Annotated in this window: 20 protein-coding genes and 1 tRNA gene; 13 read left to right on the top strand and 8 right to left on the bottom strand. The window is 75.4% G+C overall.

Translation table 11 applies throughout. From position 1 onward, the window contains the following. Positions 1-118 precede the first annotated feature (118 nt). Positions 119-736, top strand: a complete 618-nt coding sequence (locus NT8_RS17720) for a YHS domain protein (protein ID WP_067970828.1) — start codon at positions 119-121, stop codon at positions 734-736. Between the two features lie 22 nt (positions 737-758). Here the strand turns inward: NT8_RS17720 and NT8_RS17715 are convergent, their stop codons facing one another. After that, positions 759-3,782, bottom strand: coding sequence for a BTAD domain-containing putative transcriptional regulator (locus NT8_RS17715; RefSeq protein WP_067970826.1), 3,024 nt, complete (start codon positions 3,780-3,782; stop codon positions 759-761). On the opposite strand from NT8_RS17715, the gene NT8_RS31305 reads away from it, so the two are divergent. Further along, positions 3,758-4,627 carry a zinc-binding dehydrogenase gene (locus tag NT8_RS31305; protein ID WP_157515871.1) on the top strand — a complete coding sequence of 290 codons (870 nt, stop codon included), beginning with the start codon at positions 3,758-3,760 and terminating at the stop codon, positions 4,625-4,627. The genes NT8_RS17715 and NT8_RS31305 overlap by 25 nt on opposite strands. A 206-nt stretch (positions 4,628-4,833) precedes the next feature. Here the strand turns inward: NT8_RS31305 and NT8_RS17705 are convergent, their stop codons facing one another. Further along, complete coding sequence (locus NT8_RS17705; RefSeq protein ID WP_067970822.1) at positions 4,834-5,439, bottom strand: TetR/AcrR family transcriptional regulator; 606 nt, start codon at positions 5,437-5,439, stop codon at positions 4,834-4,836. Between the two features lie 94 nt (positions 5,440-5,533). Here NT8_RS17705 and NT8_RS17700 point away from each other — a divergent pair, with 94 nt between their 5' ends. Continuing rightward, entirely contained in the window at positions 5,534-6,736 is a 1,203-nt protein-coding gene (locus NT8_RS17700; RefSeq protein ID WP_067970820.1) for an MFS transporter, read from the top strand. Between the two features lie 424 nt (positions 6,737-7,160). Here the strand turns inward: NT8_RS17700 and NT8_RS17695 are convergent, their stop codons facing one another. The 3 genes from NT8_RS17695 to NT8_RS17685 all read right to left on the bottom strand — a co-directional run bounded on the left by NT8_RS17695 (position 7,161) and on the right by NT8_RS17685 (position 9,230). After that, entirely contained in the window at positions 7,161-7,940 is a 780-nt protein-coding gene (locus tag NT8_RS17695) for a MerR family transcriptional regulator (protein ID WP_084469047.1), read from the bottom strand. 4 nt (positions 7,941-7,944) lie between these two features. After that, on the bottom strand, positions 7,945-8,748 hold the full coding sequence (locus NT8_RS17690) for an alpha/beta fold hydrolase (RefSeq protein WP_067970816.1): 804 nt from the start codon (positions 8,746-8,748) through the stop codon (positions 7,945-7,947). 406 nt (positions 8,749-9,154) lie between these two features. Next, positions 9,155-9,230 (bottom strand) — tRNA-Arg (locus NT8_RS17685). Between the two features lie 582 nt (positions 9,231-9,812). Between NT8_RS17685 and NT8_RS17680 the strand changes: the two genes are divergently transcribed. Beyond that, entirely contained in the window at positions 9,813-10,814 is a 1,002-nt protein-coding gene (locus tag NT8_RS17680; RefSeq protein WP_067970814.1) for a cobalamin biosynthesis protein, read from the top strand. A 114-nt stretch (positions 10,815-10,928) separates the two neighbouring features. Continuing rightward, positions 10,929-12,458 carry a cobyric acid synthase gene (locus tag NT8_RS17675; protein ID WP_067970812.1) on the top strand — a complete coding sequence of 510 codons (1,530 nt, stop codon included), beginning with the start codon at positions 10,929-10,931 and terminating at the stop codon, positions 12,456-12,458. A gap of 299 nt (positions 12,459-12,757) precedes the next feature. Here the strand turns inward: NT8_RS17675 and NT8_RS17670 are convergent, their stop codons facing one another. Beyond that, the gene (locus NT8_RS17670) at positions 12,758-13,273 is read right to left on the bottom strand and encodes a SixA phosphatase family protein (RefSeq protein ID WP_067970811.1); all 516 of its coding nucleotides are present in this window, start codon (positions 13,271-13,273) and stop codon (positions 12,758-12,760) included. A 270-nt stretch (positions 13,274-13,543) separates the two neighbouring features. On the opposite strand from NT8_RS17670, the gene NT8_RS17665 reads away from it, so the two are divergent. The 5 genes from NT8_RS17665 to NT8_RS17640 all read left to right on the top strand — a co-directional run bounded on the left by NT8_RS17665 (position 13,544) and on the right by NT8_RS17640 (position 18,948). Then, the gene (locus tag NT8_RS17665) at positions 13,544-14,383 is read left to right on the top strand and encodes a CPBP family intramembrane glutamic endopeptidase (protein ID WP_067970808.1); all 840 of its coding nucleotides are present in this window, start codon (positions 13,544-13,546) and stop codon (positions 14,381-14,383) included. Further along, positions 14,383-15,531, top strand: a complete 1,149-nt coding sequence (locus NT8_RS17660) for a sensor histidine kinase (RefSeq protein WP_067970806.1) — start codon at positions 14,383-14,385, stop codon at positions 15,529-15,531. The genes NT8_RS17665 and NT8_RS17660 overlap by 1 nt, the downstream gene beginning before the upstream one ends. Next, positions 15,528-16,187 (top strand): response regulator, encoded by a 660-nt coding sequence (locus NT8_RS17655; protein WP_067970804.1) that lies wholly within the window; start codon positions 15,528-15,530, stop codon positions 16,185-16,187. Before NT8_RS17660 ends, NT8_RS17655 begins: the two co-directional genes overlap by 4 nt. 675 nt (positions 16,188-16,862) lie before the next feature. Continuing rightward, positions 16,863-18,509: an ABC-F family ATP-binding cassette domain-containing protein gene (locus NT8_RS17645; protein ID WP_174549591.1), complete on the top strand. Its 1,647-nt coding sequence runs from the start codon at positions 16,863-16,865 to the stop codon at positions 18,507-18,509. 79 nt (positions 18,510-18,588) lie between these two features. Then, the gene (locus NT8_RS17640; RefSeq protein WP_067970796.1) at positions 18,589-18,948 is read left to right on the top strand and encodes an MmcQ/YjbR family DNA-binding protein; all 360 of its coding nucleotides are present in this window, start codon (positions 18,589-18,591) and stop codon (positions 18,946-18,948) included. Positions 18,949-19,002: 54 nt separating this feature from the next. On the opposite strand, the gene NT8_RS17635 is transcribed toward NT8_RS17640, so the two are convergent. Together NT8_RS17635 and NT8_RS17630 are read right to left on the bottom strand one after the other, a co-directional pair. Beyond that, on the bottom strand, positions 19,003-19,743 hold the full coding sequence (locus tag NT8_RS17635; protein WP_067970794.1) for a class I SAM-dependent methyltransferase: 741 nt from the start codon (positions 19,741-19,743) through the stop codon (positions 19,003-19,005). 117 nt (positions 19,744-19,860) lie between these two features. After that, positions 19,861-20,583 (bottom strand): TetR/AcrR family transcriptional regulator, encoded by a 723-nt coding sequence (locus NT8_RS17630; RefSeq protein WP_245646228.1) that lies wholly within the window; start codon positions 20,581-20,583, stop codon positions 19,861-19,863. A 77-nt stretch (positions 20,584-20,660) separates the two neighbouring features. On the opposite strand from NT8_RS17630, the gene NT8_RS17625 reads away from it, so the two are divergent. From NT8_RS17625 to NT8_RS17615, 3 genes are all read left to right on the top strand, one after another. Then, positions 20,661-20,984 carry a DUF1330 domain-containing protein gene (locus NT8_RS17625; RefSeq protein WP_067970793.1) on the top strand — a complete coding sequence of 108 codons (324 nt, stop codon included), beginning with the start codon at positions 20,661-20,663 and terminating at the stop codon, positions 20,982-20,984. Positions 20,985-21,132: 148 nt separating this feature from the next. Continuing rightward, positions 21,133-21,813 carry a ClpP family protease gene (locus NT8_RS17620; protein ID WP_067970790.1) on the top strand — a complete coding sequence of 227 codons (681 nt, stop codon included), beginning with the start codon at positions 21,133-21,135 and terminating at the stop codon, positions 21,811-21,813. Then, entirely contained in the window at positions 21,810-22,421 is a 612-nt protein-coding gene (locus NT8_RS17615; protein ID WP_067970788.1) for a ClpP family protease, read from the top strand. Before NT8_RS17620 ends, NT8_RS17615 begins: the two co-directional genes overlap by 4 nt. Positions 22,422-22,480: the final 59 nt, after the last annotated feature.

Raw genomic sequence — 22,480 nt, 5'->3', positions numbered from 1 at the left:
CCCCGCGAGGCCGCGCCCACCCCGGGCGCGGCCTCGCGGGGTCGGTGTCCGCCCCGGCAGCGGACCGGCAGCCTTCTGACAGGAGCGTCCGCCACCATCCGGAGCGGAGGTGTCGACGATGATGTTCATCGAGTTGTCCGTCCCCCGGGGATCGGTCCCGCCGGAGCGGCTCCGCCGCGTGGCGGAGCGCCTGGGGACCGTGACCGAACTGACCGAAGGAGAGGCGATCCCCTCGGGCTGGGAGCGGGCCCTGGGCTCCCTGATGCAGGTGGTGGTGCACGAACCCGCGGTGTGGGTGGTCGACCAGCACGCCCTCGGAGCCGACCCCGCACCCCGGTACGCGGTCCGCTTCCACGTGCCGGGACCCTGGCGGAAGGCCATCAGCGACGCCCTGGTCGCCTACGCCACCCGGATCATCGCCGAGAGCGAGGCCGACGCCGAGCGGCCCTACCGGGAGCCCGTGGTCCAGGTGCAGGTGGTGGGCGTCTCCGAGGGCGGACTCGGCGTGTACGGCCGGACGGTCGGGTCCGAGGAGATCGTGGAGATGATGGGCGCGTCCTACGAGGGGGACCTCGCCGAGGGGCGCGCCGCGCGCGACCCGCTGTGCGGGGTGATCGTGCCCCTGGACGGCACCGCCACCACCCTGGAGTGGCGGGGGGCGCTGCACGCGTTCTGCTGCGACGGCTGCCGGGACGAGTTCCTGCGGAAGGAGCGGGCGAAGGCCGCCACAGCGTAGCGGGCCGACCGCGCGGGCGGCCTCACCGGGCGGCCCGGTCGTGCTCCTCGCGGAGCGCCGCCAGGGCCGCCTCCGGAGGCAGGCGGCTGGCGCGGTCGTAGACGGCGCGGTGGTCCGGCAGCGCGCGGCGGATTCGGGCGACGTCCGGATGGGCCGGGTTGGGGCCGCCGCGCAGGGCGTGGGCGGCCCCCAGCACCCGTGCGGCCCGCTCCGGTCGGCCCCGTGCCAGGAGCACGCCCGCCGTGCCCACCGCCACCTCCGCGATCATCGGCGGGTCCGCCAGGGCGTCGGCCACGCCGAAGGCCTCGCACACGCGGCGGGCGGCCGCGTCGGGGTCGCCGGACGCCGCGGCCAGAGCCCCCACGGCGGCGGCGTACAGGGCCCGGTCCGCCGGTTCGCCGCCGCGCCCGGCCTCACGGGCGCGCTCCAGCAGCCGCCCGGCCCGCGCCAGGTCCCCCTCGTGGCGGGCCAGGTCGGCCAGGCAGATGCGGGCCAGCGCCACCTGGCGTGCTGAGGCGGCCTCCGCGACCACCTCCTCCAGCCGGTCGCGCGCCCGGTCGAGTTCGCCCGTGTCGACGTGCGCCATCGCCAACCAGACACGCTGCCCGTGGTGGGTGCCGAGACCGCGGGCGAGCTCCGACGCCTCCGCGAGCAGGGCGGCGGCCGCCGCAGTGTCGCCGGCCGCGGAGCGGGCGTGGGCCAGCGACATCAGCAGCAGCGACCGCCCCCAGGACTCCCCCGCCTCGCGGAATGCGGCCGCGGCGGACTCCACGTCGCCGGTGCCCCGGTCGACGCCGCCTGCGGCCCCGCCCAGGAACGCCCGCGCCAGCAGCAGCATCGCCCTCGTCCACGGGTCGGGGTGGGCCAGGTGCGGGGTCAGGACCGCCGCCCCGTCGGCGATCCGGTCCTCGGCCGCGGCCAGCAGGGCCGCCGCGAACGCCCCGACCGGCTCGGAGGTGTCCGGCGGCGGACCGACGACGGAGCGCGCGTCGGCGAGCCCGCCCGCGAACGCGGCGTTGAGCAGGTAGGCGGCGGCCGCACGCGACCGCGCCCGGCGCAGTGGGCCGCTGTCTCCGGCCGACGCGCCCAGGACCGCGCGGAGGCGGACGGCGGCGCCGACGTGGTCGCCGCGGATGGCCCAGTACAGGCCCAGGGCCGCCCCCAGCCGCACGGCGGTGCCGGTGTCGCCGGTCTCCCGGGCGTACCCCAGGGCGGCGGCCAGGTTGCCCTCATCGGCGGCGAGCCGGGCCGCCCAGGCCGACTGCCCCGGCCCCCGCAGATGCGGTTCGGCCCGTTCCGCGAGGTCCAGGAAGCACGCGGCGTGGGCGGTCCGGGCGGCCTTCAGCCGACCGGTGGCGGCCAGGCGCCGGACGCCGTACTCGCGGATGGTGTCCAGCATCCGGTAGCGGTCGCCGTCCGCCTCCAGCAGTGACCTGTCCACCAGGGAGTACAGGGTCTCGGCTGCCACACCGACGTGTTCGGCGGTCGGCGGGGTGATGCCGGAGGCGAAGGCGGACAGGCGCTCGGCGGCCTCGCGTTCGACGGGGGTGAGCAGGTCCCAGCTCCACGCGACCACCTCGCGCAGCGTGCGGTGGCGGGGCGGGGCGGTGCGGGCGCCGCCGGTCAGGACGCGGAACCGGTCGTCCAGGCCCGCGGCCAGCGCCTCCGGGGTCATCGACCGCAGCCGCGCGGCGGCCAGTTCGATGGCCAGGGGCAGGCCGTCCAGGCGCCGGCAGATCCGCGCCACCGCCTCCGCGGGCGGCGCGTCCGGCCGGACGGCCAGTACCCGGTCGGTGAACAGCGTCCGCGCCTCAGCCGGGGTGAGCGGGGGGACCGGGCACAGCGCCTCCCCGGGGACGCCGAGCGGTTCCCGGCTCGTGGCGAGGATGCGCAGCCGGGGGCAGCGGCCCAGCAGGTCCTCGGCCAACCGGGCGGCGGCGTCGGCCACGTGCTCGCAGCAGTCGAGGACCAAGAGCGTGTCGGCCGCGGACAGGGCGTCGACCAGGGCGGGGACGGAGTCGGCCGGACCGGCAAGGCCGAGCGTCCGCGCGACGGCGCGGGGGACGTCGCCGGGGTCGGTGACGTCCCCCAGCTCCACCAGCCACACGCGGCCGCCGATGTCGGCGGCGGCGACCGACGCCAGGCGGGTCTTGCCGACCCCGCCGGTCCCGACCAGGGTGGCCATCCGGTACCGCGACAGCCGCTCCGCGACCAGCGCCCGCTCGTCCTCCCGGCCGATGAACGCCGTCAGCGGGGCGCGCAGGTTGCCGTGCGGCGCGGTTCGGTGCCTCGCTGCGGGCGTGCGCTCTTCACGGAGCAGGCGCAGGTGCAGCGCGCGCAGTTCCGGCCCCGGGGCGGCGCCCAGGTCCTCGGCCAGGCGGAGCCGGTACTCCTCATACGCGTACAGGGCCTCGGCGCGTCGGCCCTGGGCGTCGAGGGCGCTGACGAGCAGCGTGCGCAGGCGCTCGCGGAGCGGATGCCCGGCGGCGAGTTCTTGGAGGGCGGCGAGGTCCGGGACCTCTCCGGAGAGGGCGATCCCGGCCTCGGCCCGGTCCTCCACCGCGCCCAGGCGCAGCTCGCCGATCCGAACGGCGGCGGCCTCGGCATAGGGCAGTGCGGGGACGTCGGCCAAGGGGTCGCCCCGCCACAGGTCCAAGGCGCGTCCCAGGTGTTCGACGGCCACGGCGTGCTGCCCTCCCCGCAGGGCGTCGCGGCCCTCGCGGGACAGGCGTTCGAACAGGACGGCGTCGACGGCCTCGGCGGGCAGGTCCAGTCGGTAGCCCGCCGGCTCGGAGCGCAGGACGCCGGGTTCGGGGAGGGCCCGCCGCAGCCGGGCGACCAGCGAGTGCAGCGCGGCCGCGGGGTTCTCTGGTCCGGCCGCCACATCCGCTTCGGGCCACAGGTCGCCGATCAGCGCCCGGTGGCCGACGGTGCGGCCCGCCGCCAGAGCGAGCCGGGCCAGCAGGGCGCGGACACGCGGACCGCCGACGCCCGCACTGCGGCCGTCGGCGGCCACCCGCAATGGGCCCAGGATGCCGACACGCATACCGGCATTCTCCACCCCCCGCCACCGCGGGCCCGGCCGCGCTCGGCGGGGCCGTCGTGCGGCCGGGTTTCCCGTCGGCGGAGCCCGGGCGGTCGGAGGTGGGCCGCGGCGGCGCTGCGGGCGGGTGCGTCACCCCGTGCCGGCGGCGCGGCCCTCGTACGCGTCGCGGGCGGCGAGCAGGTCCGGCATGTGGTCCGCCACCCAGCGGCGGCCCGCGGCGATGGGTTCGAGCAGGGTCCGCCCCAGCGCGGGCCGCGGCCGCGGGCATCGGGTTCGCCGACGTCCAGATTCGGGCCGACCTCATGCGGCGCACCGCCCTCCCCGATCCGCCGATGCCGTTCTCGCCGGGTTTCGAGGTGGCGGGCACCGTGGTGGCCGCCGGGCCCGGCGTCGACCCCGCGACGGTCGGCGGCCGGGTGGTGGGGACCACGGCCTGCGGCGGTTACGCCGAGATGGCGGTCATGTCCGCCGCGTCGGCCCTGCCCCGCCCGGACGGCCTCGACGACCACACGGCCCTGGCACTGCTCGGCCAGGGATCGGCGGCCGCGTTCGACCTGCTGACCCCCGGCACCGGCCGCATGGTGGTCTACGGCACGACCAGTAGGCAGGCACCGAGCTTCGACCCGCTCGCCGTGTACCAGCGGGGCGTCTCCGTGATCGGCTTCGCCTCCATGGCCTTGGGGCCGGAGCGGCGGGCCGAGCTACGCGAAGAGGCGTTCAGCCTGGCCGCCGCCGGCGACCTCACGCCGATCATCGGTGCCGTCCTGCCGTTGTCGGAGGCCGCCGCGGCACCCCGCGCCTTCGAGCAGCGCACCGCCATCGGCAAGACCATCCTCACGCCCTGACCCCCACCCCCGTAGGCCTACCCCGGATCCCCGGGGCGCGAGGTTCGACCGCCCCGGGTTCGCTTCCGGGTTCGTTCGTCGTCGCGCGTTCCATCTCCCTGAGGTCCGCTCCGGCCCCTCCCGTCCTGCTCAGGCGTGCCGGGCCGACGGCACCGCCGACGCGCTGAACCGCCGGACCTGAGCGGATCGTCGGGGCTCGCAGGCCGTCAGGCGGGGTGCGGGGGCGTGGGGCCCAGGGCCCGGATCGCGAGGTCGATCGCGGTGGTCAGGCGTGCGCGGTCGTGGCCGGCGCGTTCCCGCACCCGCAGGCCGAGGACCGTGGTGAACAGCAGTTCCGCGGCGCCGTCGGGGTCGAGGTCGTCGGACAGCTCGCCACGATCGCGGCCCTCGGCCAGTACCGAGCGCAGGGCCTGCCGCGTGACCTCGAACGCGGCCTCGGTCCGCTGCCGGACCTTCTCGTCGGTGGTGCCCAGTTCGGTGGCGGTGTTGACCACGAAGCACCCCCGCGCGGGCTCGCCGTCGGCCGGGCAGGCGACCAGCCAGAGCATCCATTCCCGCAGTACGTCCCGGACCGGGCGGTCCGCCGTGTCCAGCCGCCGGCGGGCCTGGGCGGACTCGGTGGCCCGGTAGTGGTCGAGCGCGCGCAGGAACAGCGTGTGCTTGTCGGTGAACGTCCGGTACAGGCTGCTGGGCGTGAGCTTGAGTTCGTCACCGAGGTCGCGCACCGAGGTGGCGTGGTAACCGCGTCGCCAGAACAGCCAGGTCGCCGAGATGACCGCGTTCTGCTCGTCGAACTGTCGGGGGCGTGCCATGGATTCACCTGACCCAACTTGTGGAGCGTTCGCTCCCATACTAGTGTCCCCCCATATGGGAGCAATCGCTCCCAAATGAGTGCAGGAGGACGCGTTGAGCACCGCAGAACAGATTCCCGCCCGGACACCGGAACCAGGGATCCCGGGCAAGAGCCGCTGGACGGCGGTCTCCGTGGTGGCCCTGGGCACCTTCCTCCTGGTGACCGCCGAGCAGCTGCCGATCGGCCTGCTGACCTCCGTGGGGTCCGCGCTGTCGGTCTCCGAGGGGACGGCGGGACTGATGGTGACGGTGCCCAGCATCGTCGCGGGGTTCGCGGCACCGCTGGTCCCGATGGTCGTCGGGTCGCTGGACCGCCGCGTCCTGCTGCTCGCGCTGATGGCCCTGATGACCGCCGCGAACCTGGGATCCGCCTTGGCGCCGAACTTCGCGGTGCTGCTGGGTTCCCGGGTGCTGGTCGGCATAGCGATCGGCGGCTTCTGGGCGGTCGCCGCCGGCCTGGCGGTCCGGCTCGTCACCCCGGCGGACGTGCCGCGCGCCACCGCGGTGATCTTCGGCGGCGTCGGTGCCGCGAACGTGTTCGGCGTCCCGCTCGGCACCCTGGTCGGCGGCCTGACCGGCTGGCGCATCGCCTTCTCCTCGCTCAGCGCGTTGGCGCTGGTGGCCCTGATCGCCCTGCTGGCGGTGCTGCCGAGACTGGTCGCCTCCCGGGCCGTCCGGCCCGGGCTGCTGGTGGAGCAGTTCCGCGATCCGGGCGTGCGCGTCGGCATCATCGCGACGGTGCTCCTCGTGTTCGGGCACTTCGCCGCCTACACGTTCGTGAGTCCGGCGCTGCAGGAGCTGTCAGGGATCGACGAGCGCTACGTCGGTCCGCTGCTGTTCGGGTTCGGCGCGGCCGGCATGATCGGCAACTTCGCCGCCGGCATCGCCCTCTCCCGCCGGGTGCACCGCAGCGTGCTGGCCATCGCGGTGGCCATGGCGGTCGCGATGCCCCTCTTCCTGCTGCTGGGCACGACCGCGATCGGCGGCGCCGTCCTGCTGATCGTCTGGGGCCTGGCCTTCGGCGGGGTTTCCGTGGGCCTCCAGACGTGGACGATCAAGGCCGCCCCGCGAGCGGTGGAAGCGGCCTCCTCACTGTGGGTGGCGGTGTTCAACCTGTCCATCGGCCTCGGCGCGCTGGTCGGCGGCATCATCGTCGACACGTTCACCCTCCAGGGCGTGCTGTGGCTCGGGGGCGCCTGCGCCCTGCTCGCCGCCCTGGCGATCCGGACCGCCCGCACCAACGACGCCCTGCGCTGACCGATCCGCCGGAGGGCGCCCCCTCACCGGTCTGCGGCCGGCGGCCGATGTCCGCGGTGCGCGGCCGCCCACCCGGGACGGTGCCGGGCCGGGTCTCGGACCCGGGGCGGCCGTACCGCTCCTTCGCGCGCCTCTACTGAGCGCGGCACCCGCACGCGGGGCAGAGGTCTTCCATCCTCGATGGCGGAGCCGGCCGCGCGTGCGGGATGCCGCCTGTGGCGGTCCGTTGGTGAGGTCTCTTCCTGACCGGGGCGGACGCGGGTGCCGCGCGAGGCGTAGGCGACCAGCTCCTCGAAGGTCGTGCCGCACGCGGCGAATGAGCAGGAAGCGGTCTCTGGCCAGACAGAAGCGCTGAGCCCCGGAACCTGGAGACCGCCCGCGAGAACGGGTGGGGTGCGACCGGCGCGGCGGTACGCGGGCCATCTCACGCGGGCGGGGGGATATCGATGCCGCCGGCGCGGAGCTTCGCTTCGAGCAGCAGCGCCAGGCGGGCCGCGGCGGAGTCCTGCTCCTCGCCGTGGTGGGCGATCAGCCTATAGCGGGCCGCGGTCTCGGTGCGGGCCCGCAGCCCGGTCACGATCTTGAGGTGGTCGGGGTGGGCGAGGTAGTGCTCGGCCATGTCGGCGGCCAGTTCCTCGACGCGGGGGTCCTGCGGTGCCCAGCCGATGACCTCGGCGCTGCGCCTGGTCAGCTCCACGAAGCGGGGGTCGTGGAGCGCGTGTTCGATGTCGGCGAGGTAGTCCTCGAAGCCTTCGGGGACCAGCGCTTTGGCCAGAACGAAGGATTCCCGGGCGGTGCGCACGTCGGCCGGGCTGAACCCCAGGGTCGGCATCCCCTCCAGCATCGCCACGGCCCGGTCGGGCAGCAGTGTCCGATCCCCGGAGGTGAGACGGTGCAACGCTTCACGCCTGGCCTCCAACTCCTCGATCCGCTCGGTGAGGTGCCGCTCGGCCTCGGCGAGCGCCGCGGCGAACGGCGCGGCGTCACAGTCCAGCAGCGGGCCGATGTCGGCCAGCGGCACCCCGGCCGTGGCCAGCGTCTTGACCTGCACCAGGCGCAGGAGTTCGGCCGAGCCGTACCGCCGGTAGCCCGAGTGGTCGCGTGCTGGTTCCTCGACCAGGCCCAGCTTGTGGTAATGCCGCACGGTCTTGATCGTGATGCCGGCGAACGCGGCCGCCCGGCCGATGGTCACCTCCCCACTCATCGCCTCAGCGATCCTCCCGCTCATCGACGGCCGCAGCGGTTTCCCGCACCGCGGCGGCGACCGCTCGGAAGTCCTTGCGCAGGATCTGGGTGTGGTTGCTCTCTACTTTGGCGCTGACCCGCAGGTGGGGGTTGCGGCGGAGCACCGGGTCGAGGGAGGCGCGCATCTGCTCCATCTCCTGCGCGCCGCCACCGAGGTTGGCTCCGGAGGCCAGGAGGTAGCGCACCGGACAGCGCAATCGGTCCAGGACGGGTTCGAGGGCGGCGCAGACCTCGTTGATCTCGATGTTGACTCGGGCGTGCTGAGCGGCGCTCATCGCGGCGGCCAGGCCGAAGGGTCGGGCGAGCGGCAGGCCCAGCCGCATGCCGCGGAACGCGCGTCGGATCCGCTCCCGGTTCTCCTCGCCGGTCAGTCCCCAGGGGACCGCGCCGTCGACCGAGACTACACCGGCGATCCGGTCGGGGTTGCGATCGGCCCAATGCACCGCCAGCGCCGCACCGTAGGACCAGCCCACCACCAGGGGCCGCTCCGCCCCGGTCGCCTCGATGACCGCGTCGACGTCGCGCAGGCACCCTTCGAAGGAGTAGTCGGTCGACCGCTTCGACTTGCCGCGGGCACGCTCGTCGTAGGTGATGTGCCGCCACCGGGGTCCGAGTTCGTTGATCACGCGCCGCCAGGAACGCTGGCCGGCATAGGAGCCGTTGAGATAGACGATGGGCTGCCCGGGGCCGCGGGTGTCGGTGACCGCCAGGGCCGTGTCGTCGACGGGCACCATGCCGGCCCATGCGGAGGCGCGTGAAGGCGTCATGCGGTCAGCATCCGGCTTGACCTCGGGTCAAGGTCAAGCCGGCTCTCGGCGGCCACGGATTCGCCTCGCCACCGATAGGGGGCTATCGCCCCGTGGCCGACACCTCCCGCCACACGGTCGCCGCGTGCACGGGCTGGTGCACCCCCGGCAGCAGCCGTGAGTTCCACGGTCACCACGTGCGTCATGGCGCCTACTCCGCCGCGCCCCTGCGACACCCGTGCCGTGCTTCCCCCCGACAGGCCCTGAGGGGACGCGCGGCGCCGGTCGGGGACGGCGCGGAACTCACATGGTCGGGTGCCTACCCCCTGCCTACCCCATGTGCTCCGCAGGGGTTCGGCGGGATGGGGCGGGGGCGGCACGGTGGGCCTATCATTGCAGGTCGGATAGTGTTCACGATCGACCCGGGTGGCGCACCCGGCAGGATTCGAACCTGCGACCGTCGGATTAGAAGTCCGATGCTCTATCCACTGAGCTACGGGTGCTGGATTTCAATTGTGGCCCGCTGGGGTGGTGCCGGAGGCGGGGGTGTCCAGGGGTGGTGGCCCGTGGGCGGGGGGCGAGGGCGGTCGCTGCCTGTGATCGACTGGGAGCCGTACCGTGGCGGGCCGTCCTCAGGGTGACATTCTAGGGTGTTCGTCCGATGTCGCCCATCGTTGGGCAAAATAATACCAACTACGGTCTTTCGTAGTTGCGACTCGTTAGCACGCGGGCTCCACCAAACCGTCTGCTATTGCCTTCGGGAACACGTTACCCGTGATTAACCCTCGGGTGGAGCAAGGGGCCTGGCGTTTCGCGAACCCGCGCGGCCGGACCCGGGCCGACCTGGGGTGGAGCGGGGCGGCGGCGGGCGTCAGAAGAGCCACCAGGCGCCGTGGACGGCGAGCAGGGCAACGGCGATCGCTGCGTACATGGAACCTCGTTCACGGCCCGAACCGGCCATACCCGCGCCGCACATCGACGGTCGCTTGGCGAAGGTAAGTGATGACTCTTCGTGAAATCCGGTGCCATTCAGGACTTGCCGCGAACGTGGGGCGGTGCCGGGGTCCGCGTTACCCTTTGAGGTCGTGACCCCGTCGAACCGCCGCTCCCGCGCGGCCCTCGCCACCGCCGCCGGTCTGCTGGCCGGTGCCGCGCTGGACCGCGTCGTCGCCGATCCGCGGCGCGGCCACCCCGTCGCCGTGTTCGGCGGCGCCGCCGCCCGGCTGGAGCGGCGGATGTACGCCCCTTCGCGCGCCCGCGGCGCCGCGTTCACCCTGATCGCGGCGGCCGTGCCGACGACGGCGGGCGCCGCGGTGGTGCGCCGCGCCGGCCCGCTCGCGCGCTTCGCGGTGACCGCCGCCGCCACGTGGGCCGTCGTCGGCGGGGCGATGCTCGGCCGCGAGGCGGCGGCCGTCGCCGACGCCCTGGAGGCGGGCGACCTCGCCGAGGCGCGGCGGCTGCTCCCCCGGCTCTGCGGCCGCGACCCCCGCCACCTGGACGAGAAGGGCGTCGCCCGCGCCGTGGTGGAGTCGGTGGCGGAGAACACCTCCGACGCGGCCGTCGGACCGCTGGTGTGGGGCGCCGTGCTCGGACCGGCCGGGCTGGTCGGCTACCGGGCGGTGAACACGCTCGACGCGATGGTCGGCCACCGCTCGCCCCGCTACGAGCGCTTCGGGTGGGCCGCCGCCCGCCTCGACGACGTGGCGAACTGGACGCCCGCCCGGCTCACCGCCGCCCTCGCGTGCGCGGCCGCGCCGGTGGTGGGCGGCCGGCCGTCGGCGGCCCGGCGGGTCCGGGCCCGCGACGGCCACCGCCACCCCAGCCCCAACTCCGGCCACTGCGAAGCCGCGTTCGCCGGCGCCCTCGGGGTGCGCCTCGGCGGCGCCAACCGCTACGGCGAACGCGTCGAGCACCGCCCCGAACTCGGTTCGGGCCCGCCCCCCGGGGTCGCCGACATCCGCCGCGCGGTCCGCCTGGCGCGGACGGTGACGGCGGCGGCGGCCGTGCTCGCCGCCGCCGCGGCCGCCCTGCCCGCCGTGCCGGGGCTCCGGCGGTGGCCGGAACGGCGCGGCGGGCGCCCGGTGTGACGCCGTCCGGCGGCGGGGGTGGCGGGAGGCGCCGGGGAGGTCGCGGCGGCGCGCGCCCGTCGGGGGCGCGATCGTGGAACGGGGGCACGTGTCCCGGTCGAGGAAAGGGTGCTGATGGGTGCGGGGAACGGGGCGGCGGCGCTGCTCGTGGCGGGGACGACCTCCGACGCCGGGAAGAGTGTGCTGGTCGCCGGGCTGTGCCGGTGGCTGGCCCGGCAGGGGGTGCGGGTGGCCCCGTTCAAGGCGCAGAACATGTCGCTGAACTCGGTGGTCACCCCCGATGGCGCGGAGATCGGCCGGGCCCAGGCGATGCAGGCCGCCGCGTGCGGCATCGAGCCGACATCCGCCATGAACCCGGTCCTGCTCAAACCGGGCAGCGACCGCAGCAGCCAGGTCGTGGTGCGCGGCCGCGCCATCGGTGAGGCCGACGCGCTGACCTACCGGTCCTACCGGGAGCGGCTGCGGGCGGTCGCCGCCGAGGGCCTGGCCGAGCTGCGCGCCGAGTACGACGTGGTGATCTGCGAGGGCGCGGGCAGCCCCGCCGAGATCAACCTGCGGGCCGGCGACATCGCCAACATGGGGCTCGCGCGGGCCGCCGGCCTGCCGGTGCTCGTCGTCGGCGACATCGACCGGGGCGGCGTGTTCGCCGCCCTGCACGGCACGCTCGCCCTGTTGGAGCCGGCCGACCAGGCCCTGATCGCCGGCTTCGTCGTGAACAAGTTCCGCGGCGCCCCCGAACTGCTGGAGCCGGGCCTGGACATGCTCCGCGGCCTCACCGGGCGCCCGGTGTACGGGGTGCTGCCCTGGCTGGACGGCCTCTGGCTGGACGTGGAGGACTCGCTGGCGCTCGGCGTCGACCGCGGCCCGATGCGCCCCCCGGCGGGCGCACGCACCCTGCGGGTGGCCGTCGTCCGGTCACCGCGCATCAGCAACTTCACCGACGTCGACGCGCTCACCGTGGAACCCGGCGTGGACGTCCGCTTCACCACGTCCGCGCACGAACTGGACGACGCCGACCTGGTGGTGCTGCCCGGCAGCCGCGCCACGGTGGCCGACCTGGCCTGGCTGCGCGAGCGCGGGCTCGCCGACGCCGTGGTGCGCCGCGCCGCCGAGGGGCGGCCGGTGCTGGGCGTCTGCGGCGGCTACCAGATGCTGGCCGGGGAGATCCACGACGGCGTCGAGTCCGGTGCCGGACGCGTCCCCGGCCTCGGCCTACTGCCCGCGACCGTCCGGTTCGCCGCGGAGAAGACGCTGGGCCGCCCGGAGGGCACCGCCTACGGCGAGCCCGTGCGCGCCTACGAGATCCACCACGGGGTGGTCGACGTCGACCTGGCGGCGCCCGGGACGTCGCCCTTCCTCGACGGGTGCCGGCGCGGCGCCGTGTGGGGCACGACCTGGCACGGGGCGCTGGAGAACGACGGGTTCCGCCGGGCGTTCCTCGCCGACGTCGCCCGCTGCGCGGGGCGCGACTTCACCCCCGCCGCCGGGACCGACTTCGCGGCGGAGCGGTCCGCCCGCCTGGACGCCCTGGGCGACCTTGTGGAGCGGCACCTGGACACCGCGGCGGTGTGGCGGCTGCTGGAGGAGGGGACACCGCCGGACCTGCCGGTGGTCCCGCCCGGCGGGGTGCCCGCCCCCGCGTGAGAGCGGGACGGAGGGCCGGTGGGCGGGTGGTTCGGCGCGCGGCGCCCGGGACGAACCCGGCGCCCGCCGCCCCACCTGCCGGTGACCCCGCCCCCGCGTGAGAGCGGGACGGACAGATGGCCGGCGAGCGGGCGGCGCGGACGACCCGTGACACACCACGCCCCCGCCGCCGGACCTGCCCGTGGCCCCGCCCCCGCGTGAGAGCGGGGCGGAGGGGCGGTCGACGGGCGGGGTGGTCCGGCGTGGGCCGCTCGGGGCGCATCCGGCCCCGGCGCCGGCCCCGGAGGTGCGGCGTCCGGTCAGACGTGCGGCGACCAGTAGGCGGCCAGCCGGGCCACCCCGTGCTCCACCTCCTTCCACGAACCGGAGAAGGCCAGGACCGCGGTGGAGCAGGTGGGGAAGCCGGACCGGTTCATCCGGGGCAGCAGGTCGCCCTCGGCCTCGCCCGCCAGCGCGTCGGCCAGGGCGTGCACGCCCGGGTTGTGGCCGACGATCACCAGGTCGCGGACGTCGTCGCCCACCTCGTTGACGACGGAGATCAGCTCGCCCAGGGAGGCCTCGTAGAGGCGTTCGTCGTAGACGGTGCGCGGCCGTTCCGGCAGTTCCGCGGCGGCCAGCTTCCAGGTCTCGCGGCAGCGGAGGGCCGTCGAGCACAGGGCGAGGTCGGGCGTGATGCCCGATCCCGCCAGCCGGCGGCCGGCGGCGGGGGCGTCCTTGCGCCCCCGGTCGGCCAGCGGCCGTTCGTGGTCGTCCGCTTCGGACCATTCGGACTTGCCATGCCGGAGCAGGACGATGCGGCGGTTCGTCTCGGTCATGTCCCCCACGATGCCACTCCGCGTATCCGTCCGCTCGCTTTCGGCGATGAACCCGCCCGGCCGTGCCCGGCACGCGGCCGACCGCCGGCCCCCGTCCCGGGTCCCGGCCCCAGCGGGCGGTCGCGCCCCGCCGACCCCGGAGCGCGGGCTTGTCCCCCGTGCGAGCCACGCGGAAGTGTCCACCCCGCGGGGACGCTTCCGGGCCGCCCGGTCCGTAGCGTTCAACGCGTCCGCGGCGCTCCGGCCGCGGCCTCGTCGGAAGAGGACATCGTGAGATTGGTCTGGCAGCTCATCGCCGTGGCGGCGGTCGCGTTCATCGGCATGCAAGGCGCCATGGCGGTCGAGGGGAACCCGTGGCTCACCCTCGTCATCGGCGTGGCGACGGCCGTGGCATCGGTATTCGCCTACCGGTGGGTGGTGCGGCGGACCGAGCACCGCGAGGTCACGGAGGCGGCCCGTCCGGGCGCGGTGAGCGCGGTCGTCCGGGGCACGCTGCTCGGGATCGCGCTGTTCGGGCTCGTCATCGTCAACATCGCCATCCTGGGCGGCTACCAGGTCGCCGGCCTGGGCTCGGTGCCCGCGGCGGTGGGGCTGGTCGGCTTCATGGCGGCCGCCGCCGTCACCGAGGAGGTCATGTTCCGCGGCGTCCTGTTCCGCGTCATCGAGGGTTGGACCGGCACGTGGATCGCCCTGGTGGGGACCGGCGCACTGTTCGGCCTGGTGCACCTGGTCAACCCGAACGCCACCCTGTGGGGTGCCATCGCCATCGCGATCGAGGCCGGCGGCATGCTCGCCGCCGCCTACATCGCCACCCGCAGCCTGTGGCTGCCGATCGGCCTGCACTTCGGCTGGAACATCGCCGGGAGCGCGATCTTCAGCACCGAGGTCTCGGGCAGCGGCACCCCGCAGGGCCTGCTGGACGCCACGATGTCCGGACACATCCTGGTCACCGGCGGCGAGTTCGGCCCGGAGGGCAGCCTGTACGCGGTGGTGTTCTGCTCGCTGGGGACGGCCGCGTTCCTGTGGCTGGCGCACCGGCGCGGCCACATCGTGCCCTTCCCCCGGCGCGGCACCCGGTCCGACGCGGTCGGCACTACACTGCCCCGGTGATGGATCGACGGCGGGCCGCGGAGCGGTGGCACCGCTACGGCGGCCGACTCCTCAGCCTCCCGCTCGCCGTGCTCATCTTCGTCGCGTCGCTGCTGCCGGTGTTCCACGACTTCGGGACGCGGCTCGGCGGCGTGCCGGACCGCCCCCTCGACGCCCTGGCCGTCGCGGCGATCGCCCTGCAGTGCTTCCCGCTCGCCGTGCGCGGCCGGTGGCCGCTCGCCTCCTTCGCCGTGGTGGCGTGCGGGTTCGCCGTCGACCAGTTCGGCGGCTACCACTCGCCGGCGGGCGTGGCGCTGCCCATCGCGCTGATCAGCGTGGCGTCCCGGGTGGAGCGGCACCGGGCGGCCACCGCGCTGGTGCTCTCCGCGGCGTACGTGCCGCTGGCGGTCGGGCTGCACCTGCGGAGCCCGGGGACGCCGCCGAGCGGGTTCGCGGCGCTCTACCTGGCCCTGGCCGTCTCGTGGGCCATGGGGGCGTGGCTGCGGTCGACCCGGGCCGCGGAGGCCGAGCGCCGCGCCCGCGCCGCCGCGGAGACCCGGGCCGCCGAGCGCGGCCGGATCGCCCGTGAACTCCACGACGTGGTGACCCACCACGTGACGGCGATGGTCGTGCAGGCCGAGGCGTCCCGGTACCTCACCGCGACCCCCGACCGCCTCGACCAGGCACTGGCCACCGTCTCCGCCACCGGCCGGCGGGCGATCTCCGACCTGCGGCACCTGCTCGACCTGCTCGACCCCGACTACAGCGGGGAGGTCCACGCACCGTCCGCCGGAGGGCTGCGCACGCTCGTGGAGCAGACCCGCCGGGCCGGGCAGCCGGTGGTGTTCGCCGAGGAGGGCACCCCGGCCGAATCGGCCGGCAGCGCGGACCTGGTGGCCTACCGGGTCGTTCAGGAGGCCCTCACCAACGCCCTGAAGTACGCCCATGGCAGCCCCACGACGGTCCGGGTGCGGCACGGCCTGCGGGACATCACCGTGGAGGTCGGCACCGAGGGGACCGGCGGACGGGCCGGCCTCCCCGAAGGCGGCGGGCGGGGCCTCGCCGGGCTCCGCGAGCGGGTCGACGTCCTCGGCGGCGACTTCGCGGCCGGGGCGGCCGGCGGCGGGTTCACGGTGCGGGCCCGCATCCCCGCGGGGAACCCGTCGTGAGCGCGCCGACCCGGGTCCTGGTCTGCGACGACCAGGCGCTGATCCGCACCGGGCTGGCGACGATCATCGACGCCCAGCCCGATATGGAGGTGGCGGGCGAGTGCGGGGACGGGCGGACCGCGGTCGACCTCGCCGCCCGGCTGCGCCCGGACGTCGTCGTGATGGACGTGCGCATGCCGGTGCTCGACGGCATCGAGGCCACCCGCCTGCTGGCGGGGGCCGGGGTGCCCGACCCCGTCAAGGTGCTCGTGGTGACGACGTTCAACCTCGACGAGTACGTCTACGAGGCGCTGCGCGCGGGCGCGAGCGGGTTCCTGCTGAAGGACGCCCCGCCGACGCAGCTCCTGCACGGCATCCGGACCGTGGCCACGGGCGCGGCGCTGCTCGACCCCGAGGTGACGCGCCGGCTCGTGGGCCGGTACGCCGTCCGCATCCGGCCCACCGGGGGCGACGCGGACGACGTCCCGCTGACCCCGCGCGAGTTGGAGGTGCTCCGCCTCATCGCGGACGGGCTGTCCAACAGCGAGATCGCCGCGGCGCTCGTGATCAGCCCGGAGACGGTCAAGACCTTCGTGTCCCGCATCCTCGCCAAGCTCGGCCTGCGCGACCGGGTGCAGGCGGTCGTCTACGCCTACCGGCGCGGCCTGGTGACCTGACGCGCCGCCGCCGGCGGCCCGGCCGCGGTCAGCCGGCGACGGCGGCCCCCGTGGAAGAGGACGTCGGCCGACAGGTCGATGCTCGTGGTCCCGGCACCGGAGCGGGCCGTCCGGCCGGCGGCGGGCGGCCGCCCGTTCGGGTCGTCGCCGGATCGGGCGGCCGCCACCCGTGGCGGCGGGAGGGGTCCCGGCGGCCCGCCCGTCACCCTGCCCCGGACTCGCTCTGGGGTGGCGGCCGTCCGCGGGCCGACCGCGGCCCGCCCCACCGGGCACCGGGTCTGCGGCCCCCTCGCCGGTGGTCGGGGCCCGCCGGCGCGGCCGTCTCCAGGATCGGCGCGGCGCGGCTCCGCCGGAAGGGGGTTTCCCGCCCGGTCCGCGCGGAGAATCCCGCCGGCGCACCGGGGTTCCGTGCGCTCGGCCCACGTGGACCGGGCGGAAAACCCGTGGCGGGGGCGTCGCCCCTTGGGTACCGTGAAGGTGTGAATCTTCCTCTGTACCTCTGATCCGAGCCGAGCACCGCGCCGCCGTCGACCGGCCGCGAGGTGCCTTGACGTGTCCACCGGCCCCGTCGCGGGCCGACCGTCGGCTTGTCGAGCTTCGTGCAGTCCCGCTGTGAACGCGCGGGGCGGAGCTCTGTTCGGAGGAACATTGACCACCCGCACCCTTGATCTCGCGCTGCCCGCCGGAGAGCGGGCGCAACTCACCGCGACCGGCGTCCACATCGTGCGCGGCGGACGCCCGGTGCTCTCCGGTGTGGACATGACCGTCACCCCGCGCTCCCGCTGGGGGATCGTGGGCGAGAACGGCCGCGGCAAGTCCACGCTGCTGCACATCCTCGCCGGTGTGATCGAACCCGATTCCGGCACCGTGCGGCGCATCGGCACCCTCGGCGTCGCCGAGCAGGAGATGCGGGCGGCCGGCGGCCGCACCGTCGGCGACCTCATCGACACCGAACTCGCCGATGTCCGCGCCGCCCTGGCCGCGGTCGACACCGGTGCCGCGCTGCTGGCCGACGGCGACCCCCGGGGCGCCGAGGAGTACGCGGCGGCCCTGGACGCCGCCGAGGCGCTCGACGCCTGGGACGCCGACCGGCGCGTCGACCTGGCCCTGGAGAACCTGGACGCCGTCACCGACCGGTCGCGGCCGCTGGCGGAGCTGTCGGTCGGGCAGCGCTACCGCGTGCGCCTGGCCTGCCTGCTGGGCGCGGCGCACGACTTCCTGCTGCTGGACGAGCCCACCAACCACCTGGACGCCGCCGGGCTCGACTTCCTGACCGACCGGCTGCGCGGCCGCTCCGGCGGCGTGGTGCTGGTCAGCCACGACCGCGCCCTGCTGGCGGACGTGGCGACGGCGATGCTCGACCTCGATCCGAGCCGCGACGACCGGCCCCGGGTCTACGGCGGGGGGTTCGCCGGCTACCAGGAGGGCCGGCGCTCCGAGCGGGAGCGCTGGGCCGCCGAGTACGAGCAGCAGCAGGCCGAGCACGCCCGCCTCACCCAGGACCTGTCGGAGGCGCAGAACCGGCTCGTCACCGGGTGGCGCCCGGACAAGGGCACCGGCAAGCACCAGCGGGCCACCCGCGCGCCCGGGCTGGTCCGCTCCGTCCACCGCAGGCGCGACGACCTGGAGGCGCACGCCGTCACCATGCCGCCGCCCCCGCTGCGGTTCCGGATGCCGGAGCTGCCGGTCCGGCCCGGGACGACCCTGCTGAGGGCCGAGGGGGTCACGGTGGCCGGGCGGCTCGACCGGCCCGTCACGGTCGCCCTCGACTCCGGGTCCCGGCTGGTGGTCACCGGGGCCAACGGGGCGGGCAAGTCCACGCTGCTGGCGGTGCTCGCCGGGGCGGTCGAACCGACGGGCGGCGGTGTGCGCCGGGCGCGCGCCGCCCGGGTGCGGCTGCTGGCGCAGGAGTCGCCGCCGGCGGGTCGGCGCCGCGCCGTCGACGTGTTCGCCGACCACATGGGCCGGCTCGTCAGCGCGGGCGTCCTGCGGGAGGGTGAGGCGGTGCCCCTGACCGCGCTGGGGCTGCTGCCGTCGCGGGAGGCCGGCAAGCCGCTGCGCGACCTGTCCATGGGGCAGCAGCGGCGGCTCGACCTCGCCCTGGCGCTGGCGTCCCGCCCGCACGTCCTGCTGCTCGACGAGCCGACCAACCACCTCTCGATCGCCCTGGTCGACGAACTCACCGAAGGGCTCGGCGCCACCGGGGCGGCGGTGGTCCTGGCCACCCACGACCGGCAGTTGCAGCGCGACGTGGCCTCCTGGGAGCGGCTGACCCTGGACCCGGTGGCGTCGACCGCCGCCCCGGCCGGCCGCGCGGGGTGAGGGCGGGTCGGCGCGGGGCGGCGGGGTCGGCGCCGCCGCCCCGCCGCCGATGGTCCGCCGCGTGTGGTTATCTCACTCCATGGGTGTTGAGATCACGCGGTTCCTGCGGTTGGTGGACGCGCTGCCCGACGCGGCGCACGAGGAGTCGGACCGGTACACGTCGTTCAGCGTGCGCGGCAGGAGGTTCGGCTACCTGTGGCCGCGCACCGCCACCGTGGGGCTGAAGCAGACCCTGTCCGAGCAGCTCGCCCTCGTGGCCGAGCGGCCGGAGGTGTTCGAGGTCCAGTTCACCGCGGGCGGGTTCGGCTGGGTGGTCGTGCACCTGGACGGGATCGACCTGGACGAGCTCAGCGAACTCGTCCTGGAGGCGTGGCGGCTGTCGGCCCCCGAGGACCTGCTCGCCGACGCCCCCACACCGGACCGCCTGGCCGCCGCCTGACCCGGCCGGGGGCCGCGGCGCTGTACCGCCGCGCCCCCGCCCTCGGCGCGGTGGTCAGCGGGGGAGGCGGTAGACCGAGACGTGGGACCCGGACTCGGCGGTGAACGGGGCGCCCTCCCAGTCGGCGTGCCGGGACTCCAGCTCGAACCCGGCCAGCCGCCCCATGAGGTCGAGTTCGGCCGGCCAGATGTAGCGGTGCGGGCTGCGGCCCACCCGGGCGCGGGTGCCCGTCCCACCGAACCGGAAGTGGTGGGACACCATGCGCTGGCGCAGGACGTCGTAGGTGTCCAGGCCGATGTAGCCGTCCTCGGAGCCGAAGACCACCGCCTCCTGGCCGGGCGGCAGCCGCCGCAGGTCGGGGACCCCCAGCTCGACGACGAACCGCCCGCCCGGGGAGAGGTGGCGGGCCGCGTTGCGGAAGCACTCGACCTGCTCGTCCTGGGTGAGCAGGTTGGAGATGGTGTTGTAGACCAGGTAGACGAGCTGGAAGGGGCCCGGGACGGTGGCGGTCGCCATGTCGCCCTCGACCACCGGGATGGCCGCGGCGTCCGCCTTGGTGCGCAGCCGCTCGATCATCGGCCGCGACAGCTCGATGCCGCTGACCGCCACCCCGCGCTCGGCGAGGGGGACGGCCACCCGGCCGGTCCCGATGGCGAACTCCAGCGCCCGGCCGCCGCCGGCGAGTCCGGCGAGGCGGTCCACGGTCGGCCCGAGCACCTCCGGCGCGAACATCCCGGTGCCGGGGGTGTCGTACTCCTGGGCGGTCTCGGTGTCCCAGATCTCATCCTGTCGCATCCCGCCCACGATGCCCGCGGCGCGCGGCGGTGTCGACGGGTTTTCGCGCGGGCCGCGTGGAGCGGCCGCACCGGGGCGGGGACCGGACGGGCGCGTGCCGCCCCCGGGCCGCCGCGCCTAGGACAGCCCCAGCGACCGCACCAGGTCGTGCATCTCGGCGCGGTGCAGCGCGGCCGGGTCGCCGGCGACGGGGTGGATGTGCCCGTCGATCTCCAGCGCCACCAGTCCGTGCATCCGGCCCCAGATCCGCAGGGCGAGCGCCGCCGCCGCGGGCGGCACGTCCGGGAGTTCGGCGCGGATCTCGGCGGCGTAGTCCGGGTGCAGGTCGGACCAGGAGGCGTCCTCGGGCTGGAGGTGCCGGGCGTGCGGCCAGGCGTCGGCGACCAGCCGGGTGAGGCCCCGGCACACGCGGCGCGCCGTCGCGTCGACCGGTCCGCCCTCGGGGGGCCGGTAGCCGGGAACGGGGTTGCCGTAGAAGAGGCGGAAGCCCTCCGGGTTGGCCAGCGCCCACCGCCGCAGGGCCTGACCCCAGGCGGTCAGCCTGCCACCGGGGTCGTCGGCCGGCACGGCGCCGCAGGCGGCCTCGACCTCCTCGGCCAGTGAGGCGGCGATGCCGTTGATCAGGTCGGTGATCAGGTCGTCCCGGGTCGCGAAGTAGCTGTAGATCGCGCGGGGGGTCATGCGCATCTCGCGGGCGATTCCGCGCAGCGAGATCGCGCCGGGGCCGTCGTCCGCCATCTGGCGCAGCGCGATCGTCCTGATCTCGCGGATCGCCTCCGCCCGCAGCCGCTCCCGGCGGGTCATGTCCGCGCCGGCGCGGACGCCGTCGTCCCCACTCACGTTGAGCAGGCTACCGCAATGCATTAGTCTCCGCCGTACCCGAAGTACACGCCGTGTCATTAGGAAACGGAGTTCCCATGCCCGCTTACGCGATCGTCGGAATCGACGTGCTGGACGAGGGGGCCGGCCTGGCCTACGCCGCCGTGGCGCGGCCGTCCATCCTCGGCCATGGCGGCCGCTACCTGGTGGCGGGCCCCACGCCCGAGCCCGTCGAGGGGACCTGGGACTCCTCCCGGCTCGTCGTCATCGAGTTCCCCGACATGGACCGCCTCCGGCAGTGGTACGACTCCCCCGAGTACCGGCGGGCCCGGAGGATCCGCGAGAACGCGGCCCGGGTCCGGATGCTGTTCGTCGAGGGCTCCCCGCCCGAGGGCTTCGCCCTCCCCGACCGCCCGGAGTGATGACCGCGGGGCGCCCGCGGTCCGCCCCTCTGCCCGCAGCAGATCTCCACAGGGCAGAAAGTGTGGCCGCCGCTCCCGGCGGGGCCGCAAGGTGGGGTCACCGGCCGCGGACGGGCGAGCGCCCGCCGTCGGGGCCGGGGGAGGAAACATGTTCCACGACGTACCGCGGATGGCCGCGGAGGCGGGCGCCGCAGGCGGGATCGACGACCAGGTCACGTCGCGGCTCCTGCACGGCAGGACGGTCGTGCTCGGCACCGAGGTCGACGACGCGATCGCCAACCGGCTCTGCGGGCAGCTCATGCTGCTCGCCGAGGAGGACACCAAACGCGACATCACGCTGCTCATCAACAGCCCCGGCGGTTCGATCACCGCGGGCATGGCGATCTACGACACCATGCGGTTCATCCCCAACGACGTGGCCACCCTGGTCATGGGGTCGGCCTACAGCATGGGCCAGTTCCTGCTCTGCGTGGGCACCCCCGGCAAGCGCTACAGCCTGCCGCACGCCCGCATCATGATGCACCAGCCGTCCGGCGGGCTGGCCGGCACGGCCGCCGACATCGCGATCCAGGCGGAGAACCTGGAGTACACCCAGAAGACGATGCAGCGGCTGATCGCCGAGCACTCGGGCCAGAGCGAGCAGACCATCGCCGACGACCAGCGCCGCGACCGGTGGTTCACCGCCCAGCAGGCCAAGGAGTACGGCCTGGTGGACCACGTGGTGAGCAGCGCCGCCGAGATCGGCGGGGAGACCGCCCGGCGCTTCGGGTTCGGGGCGAAGGAGTCGCCGCTGGGCATCCAGCTGGCGGGGAAGGGGACGCCGGCATGAGCGGGACCTACACCGTGCCGACCGTGGTGGAGCGGCGCCCGGACGGCGACCGGGCCTTCGACGTCTTCAGCCGGCTGCTGTCGGAGCGGATCATCTTCATCGGCACCGGCATCGACGACGGGGTGGCCAACGTGGTGATGGCGCAGCTGCTGCACCTGGACTACGAGAACCCCGACAGCGACATCCAGCTCTACATCAACTCGCCGGGCGGCTCCAACACCGCGCTGACCGCCATCTACGACACCATGCAGTTCGTGAAGGCGGACGTCGCGACCGTGTGCATGGGGCAGGCCGCGTCGGCGGCGGCGGTGCTGCTGGCGGCGGGGGCGCCGGGCAAGCGGGCGATCCTGCCGCACGGGCGGGTGCTGCTGCACCAGCCGTCGGCCGAGGCCCGGGGCGAGAACGCCGACCTGCAGATCCAGGCGGCCGAGGTGCTGCGCATCCGCGCGCAGATCGAGGGCATCCTGTCCCGGCACACCGGGCAGACCACCGAGCGGCTGCGCGAGGACACCGACCGGGACAAGATCTTCACGGCGGAGCAGGCCCTGGAGTACGGCCTGGTCGACGGCCTCGTCACCGCCCGGGCCCTCGGCGCCCGGACGGCCTGACCCCGCCGCCCGCGACCCGTCCGTTCCCGCGGCCGCCCGCCCCGGTAAGCCGGGCCGGG

This window comes from Nocardiopsis trehalosi NBRC 14201 (genome assembly GCF_001552555.1).
In the GTDB taxonomy this organism is placed as follows: Bacteria; Actinomycetota; Actinomycetes; order Streptosporangiales; family Streptosporangiaceae; genus Nocardiopsis_B; species Nocardiopsis_B trehalosi.
Note: the sequence above shows the minus strand (reverse complement) of the source record. Positions and strands in the feature narration are given on the sequence as shown.

Coding starts and splice junctions, on each gene's coding strand:
- NT8_RS17720 (WP_067970828.1), top strand. CDS start 119: ATGATGTTCATCGAGTTGTCCGTCCCCCGGGGATCGGTCCCGCCGGAG.
- NT8_RS31305 (WP_157515871.1), top strand. CDS start 3,758: ATGGGCCCAGGATGCCGACACGCATACCGGCATTCTCCACCCCCCGCC.
- NT8_RS17715 (WP_067970826.1), bottom strand. CDS start 3,782: ATGCGTGTCGGCATCCTGGGCCCATTGCGGGTGGCCGCCGACGGCCGC.
- NT8_RS17705 (WP_067970822.1), bottom strand. CDS start 5,439: ATGGCACGCCCCCGACAGTTCGACGAGCAGAACGCGGTCATCTCGGCG.
- NT8_RS17695 (WP_084469047.1), bottom strand. CDS start 7,940: ATGAGTGGGGAGGTGACCATCGGCCGGGCGGCCGCGTTCGCCGGCATC.
- NT8_RS17690 (WP_067970816.1), bottom strand. CDS start 8,748: ATGACGCCTTCACGCGCCTCCGCATGGGCCGGCATGGTGCCCGTCGAC.
- NT8_RS17675 (WP_067970812.1), top strand. CDS start 10,929: ATGGGTGCGGGGAACGGGGCGGCGGCGCTGCTCGTGGCGGGGACGACC.
- NT8_RS17670 (WP_067970811.1), bottom strand. CDS start 13,273: ATGACCGAGACGAACCGCCGCATCGTCCTGCTCCGGCATGGCAAGTCC.
- NT8_RS17660 (WP_067970806.1), top strand. CDS start 14,383: ATGGATCGACGGCGGGCCGCGGAGCGGTGGCACCGCTACGGCGGCCGA.
- NT8_RS17640 (WP_067970796.1), top strand. CDS start 18,589: ATGGGTGTTGAGATCACGCGGTTCCTGCGGTTGGTGGACGCGCTGCCC.
- NT8_RS17635 (WP_067970794.1), bottom strand. CDS start 19,743: ATGCGACAGGATGAGATCTGGGACACCGAGACCGCCCAGGAGTACGAC.
- NT8_RS17625 (WP_067970793.1), top strand. CDS start 20,661: ATGCCCGCTTACGCGATCGTCGGAATCGACGTGCTGGACGAGGGGGCC.
- NT8_RS17620 (WP_067970790.1), top strand. CDS start 21,133: ATGTTCCACGACGTACCGCGGATGGCCGCGGAGGCGGGCGCCGCAGGC.
- NT8_RS17615 (WP_067970788.1), top strand. CDS start 21,810: ATGAGCGGGACCTACACCGTGCCGACCGTGGTGGAGCGGCGCCCGGAC.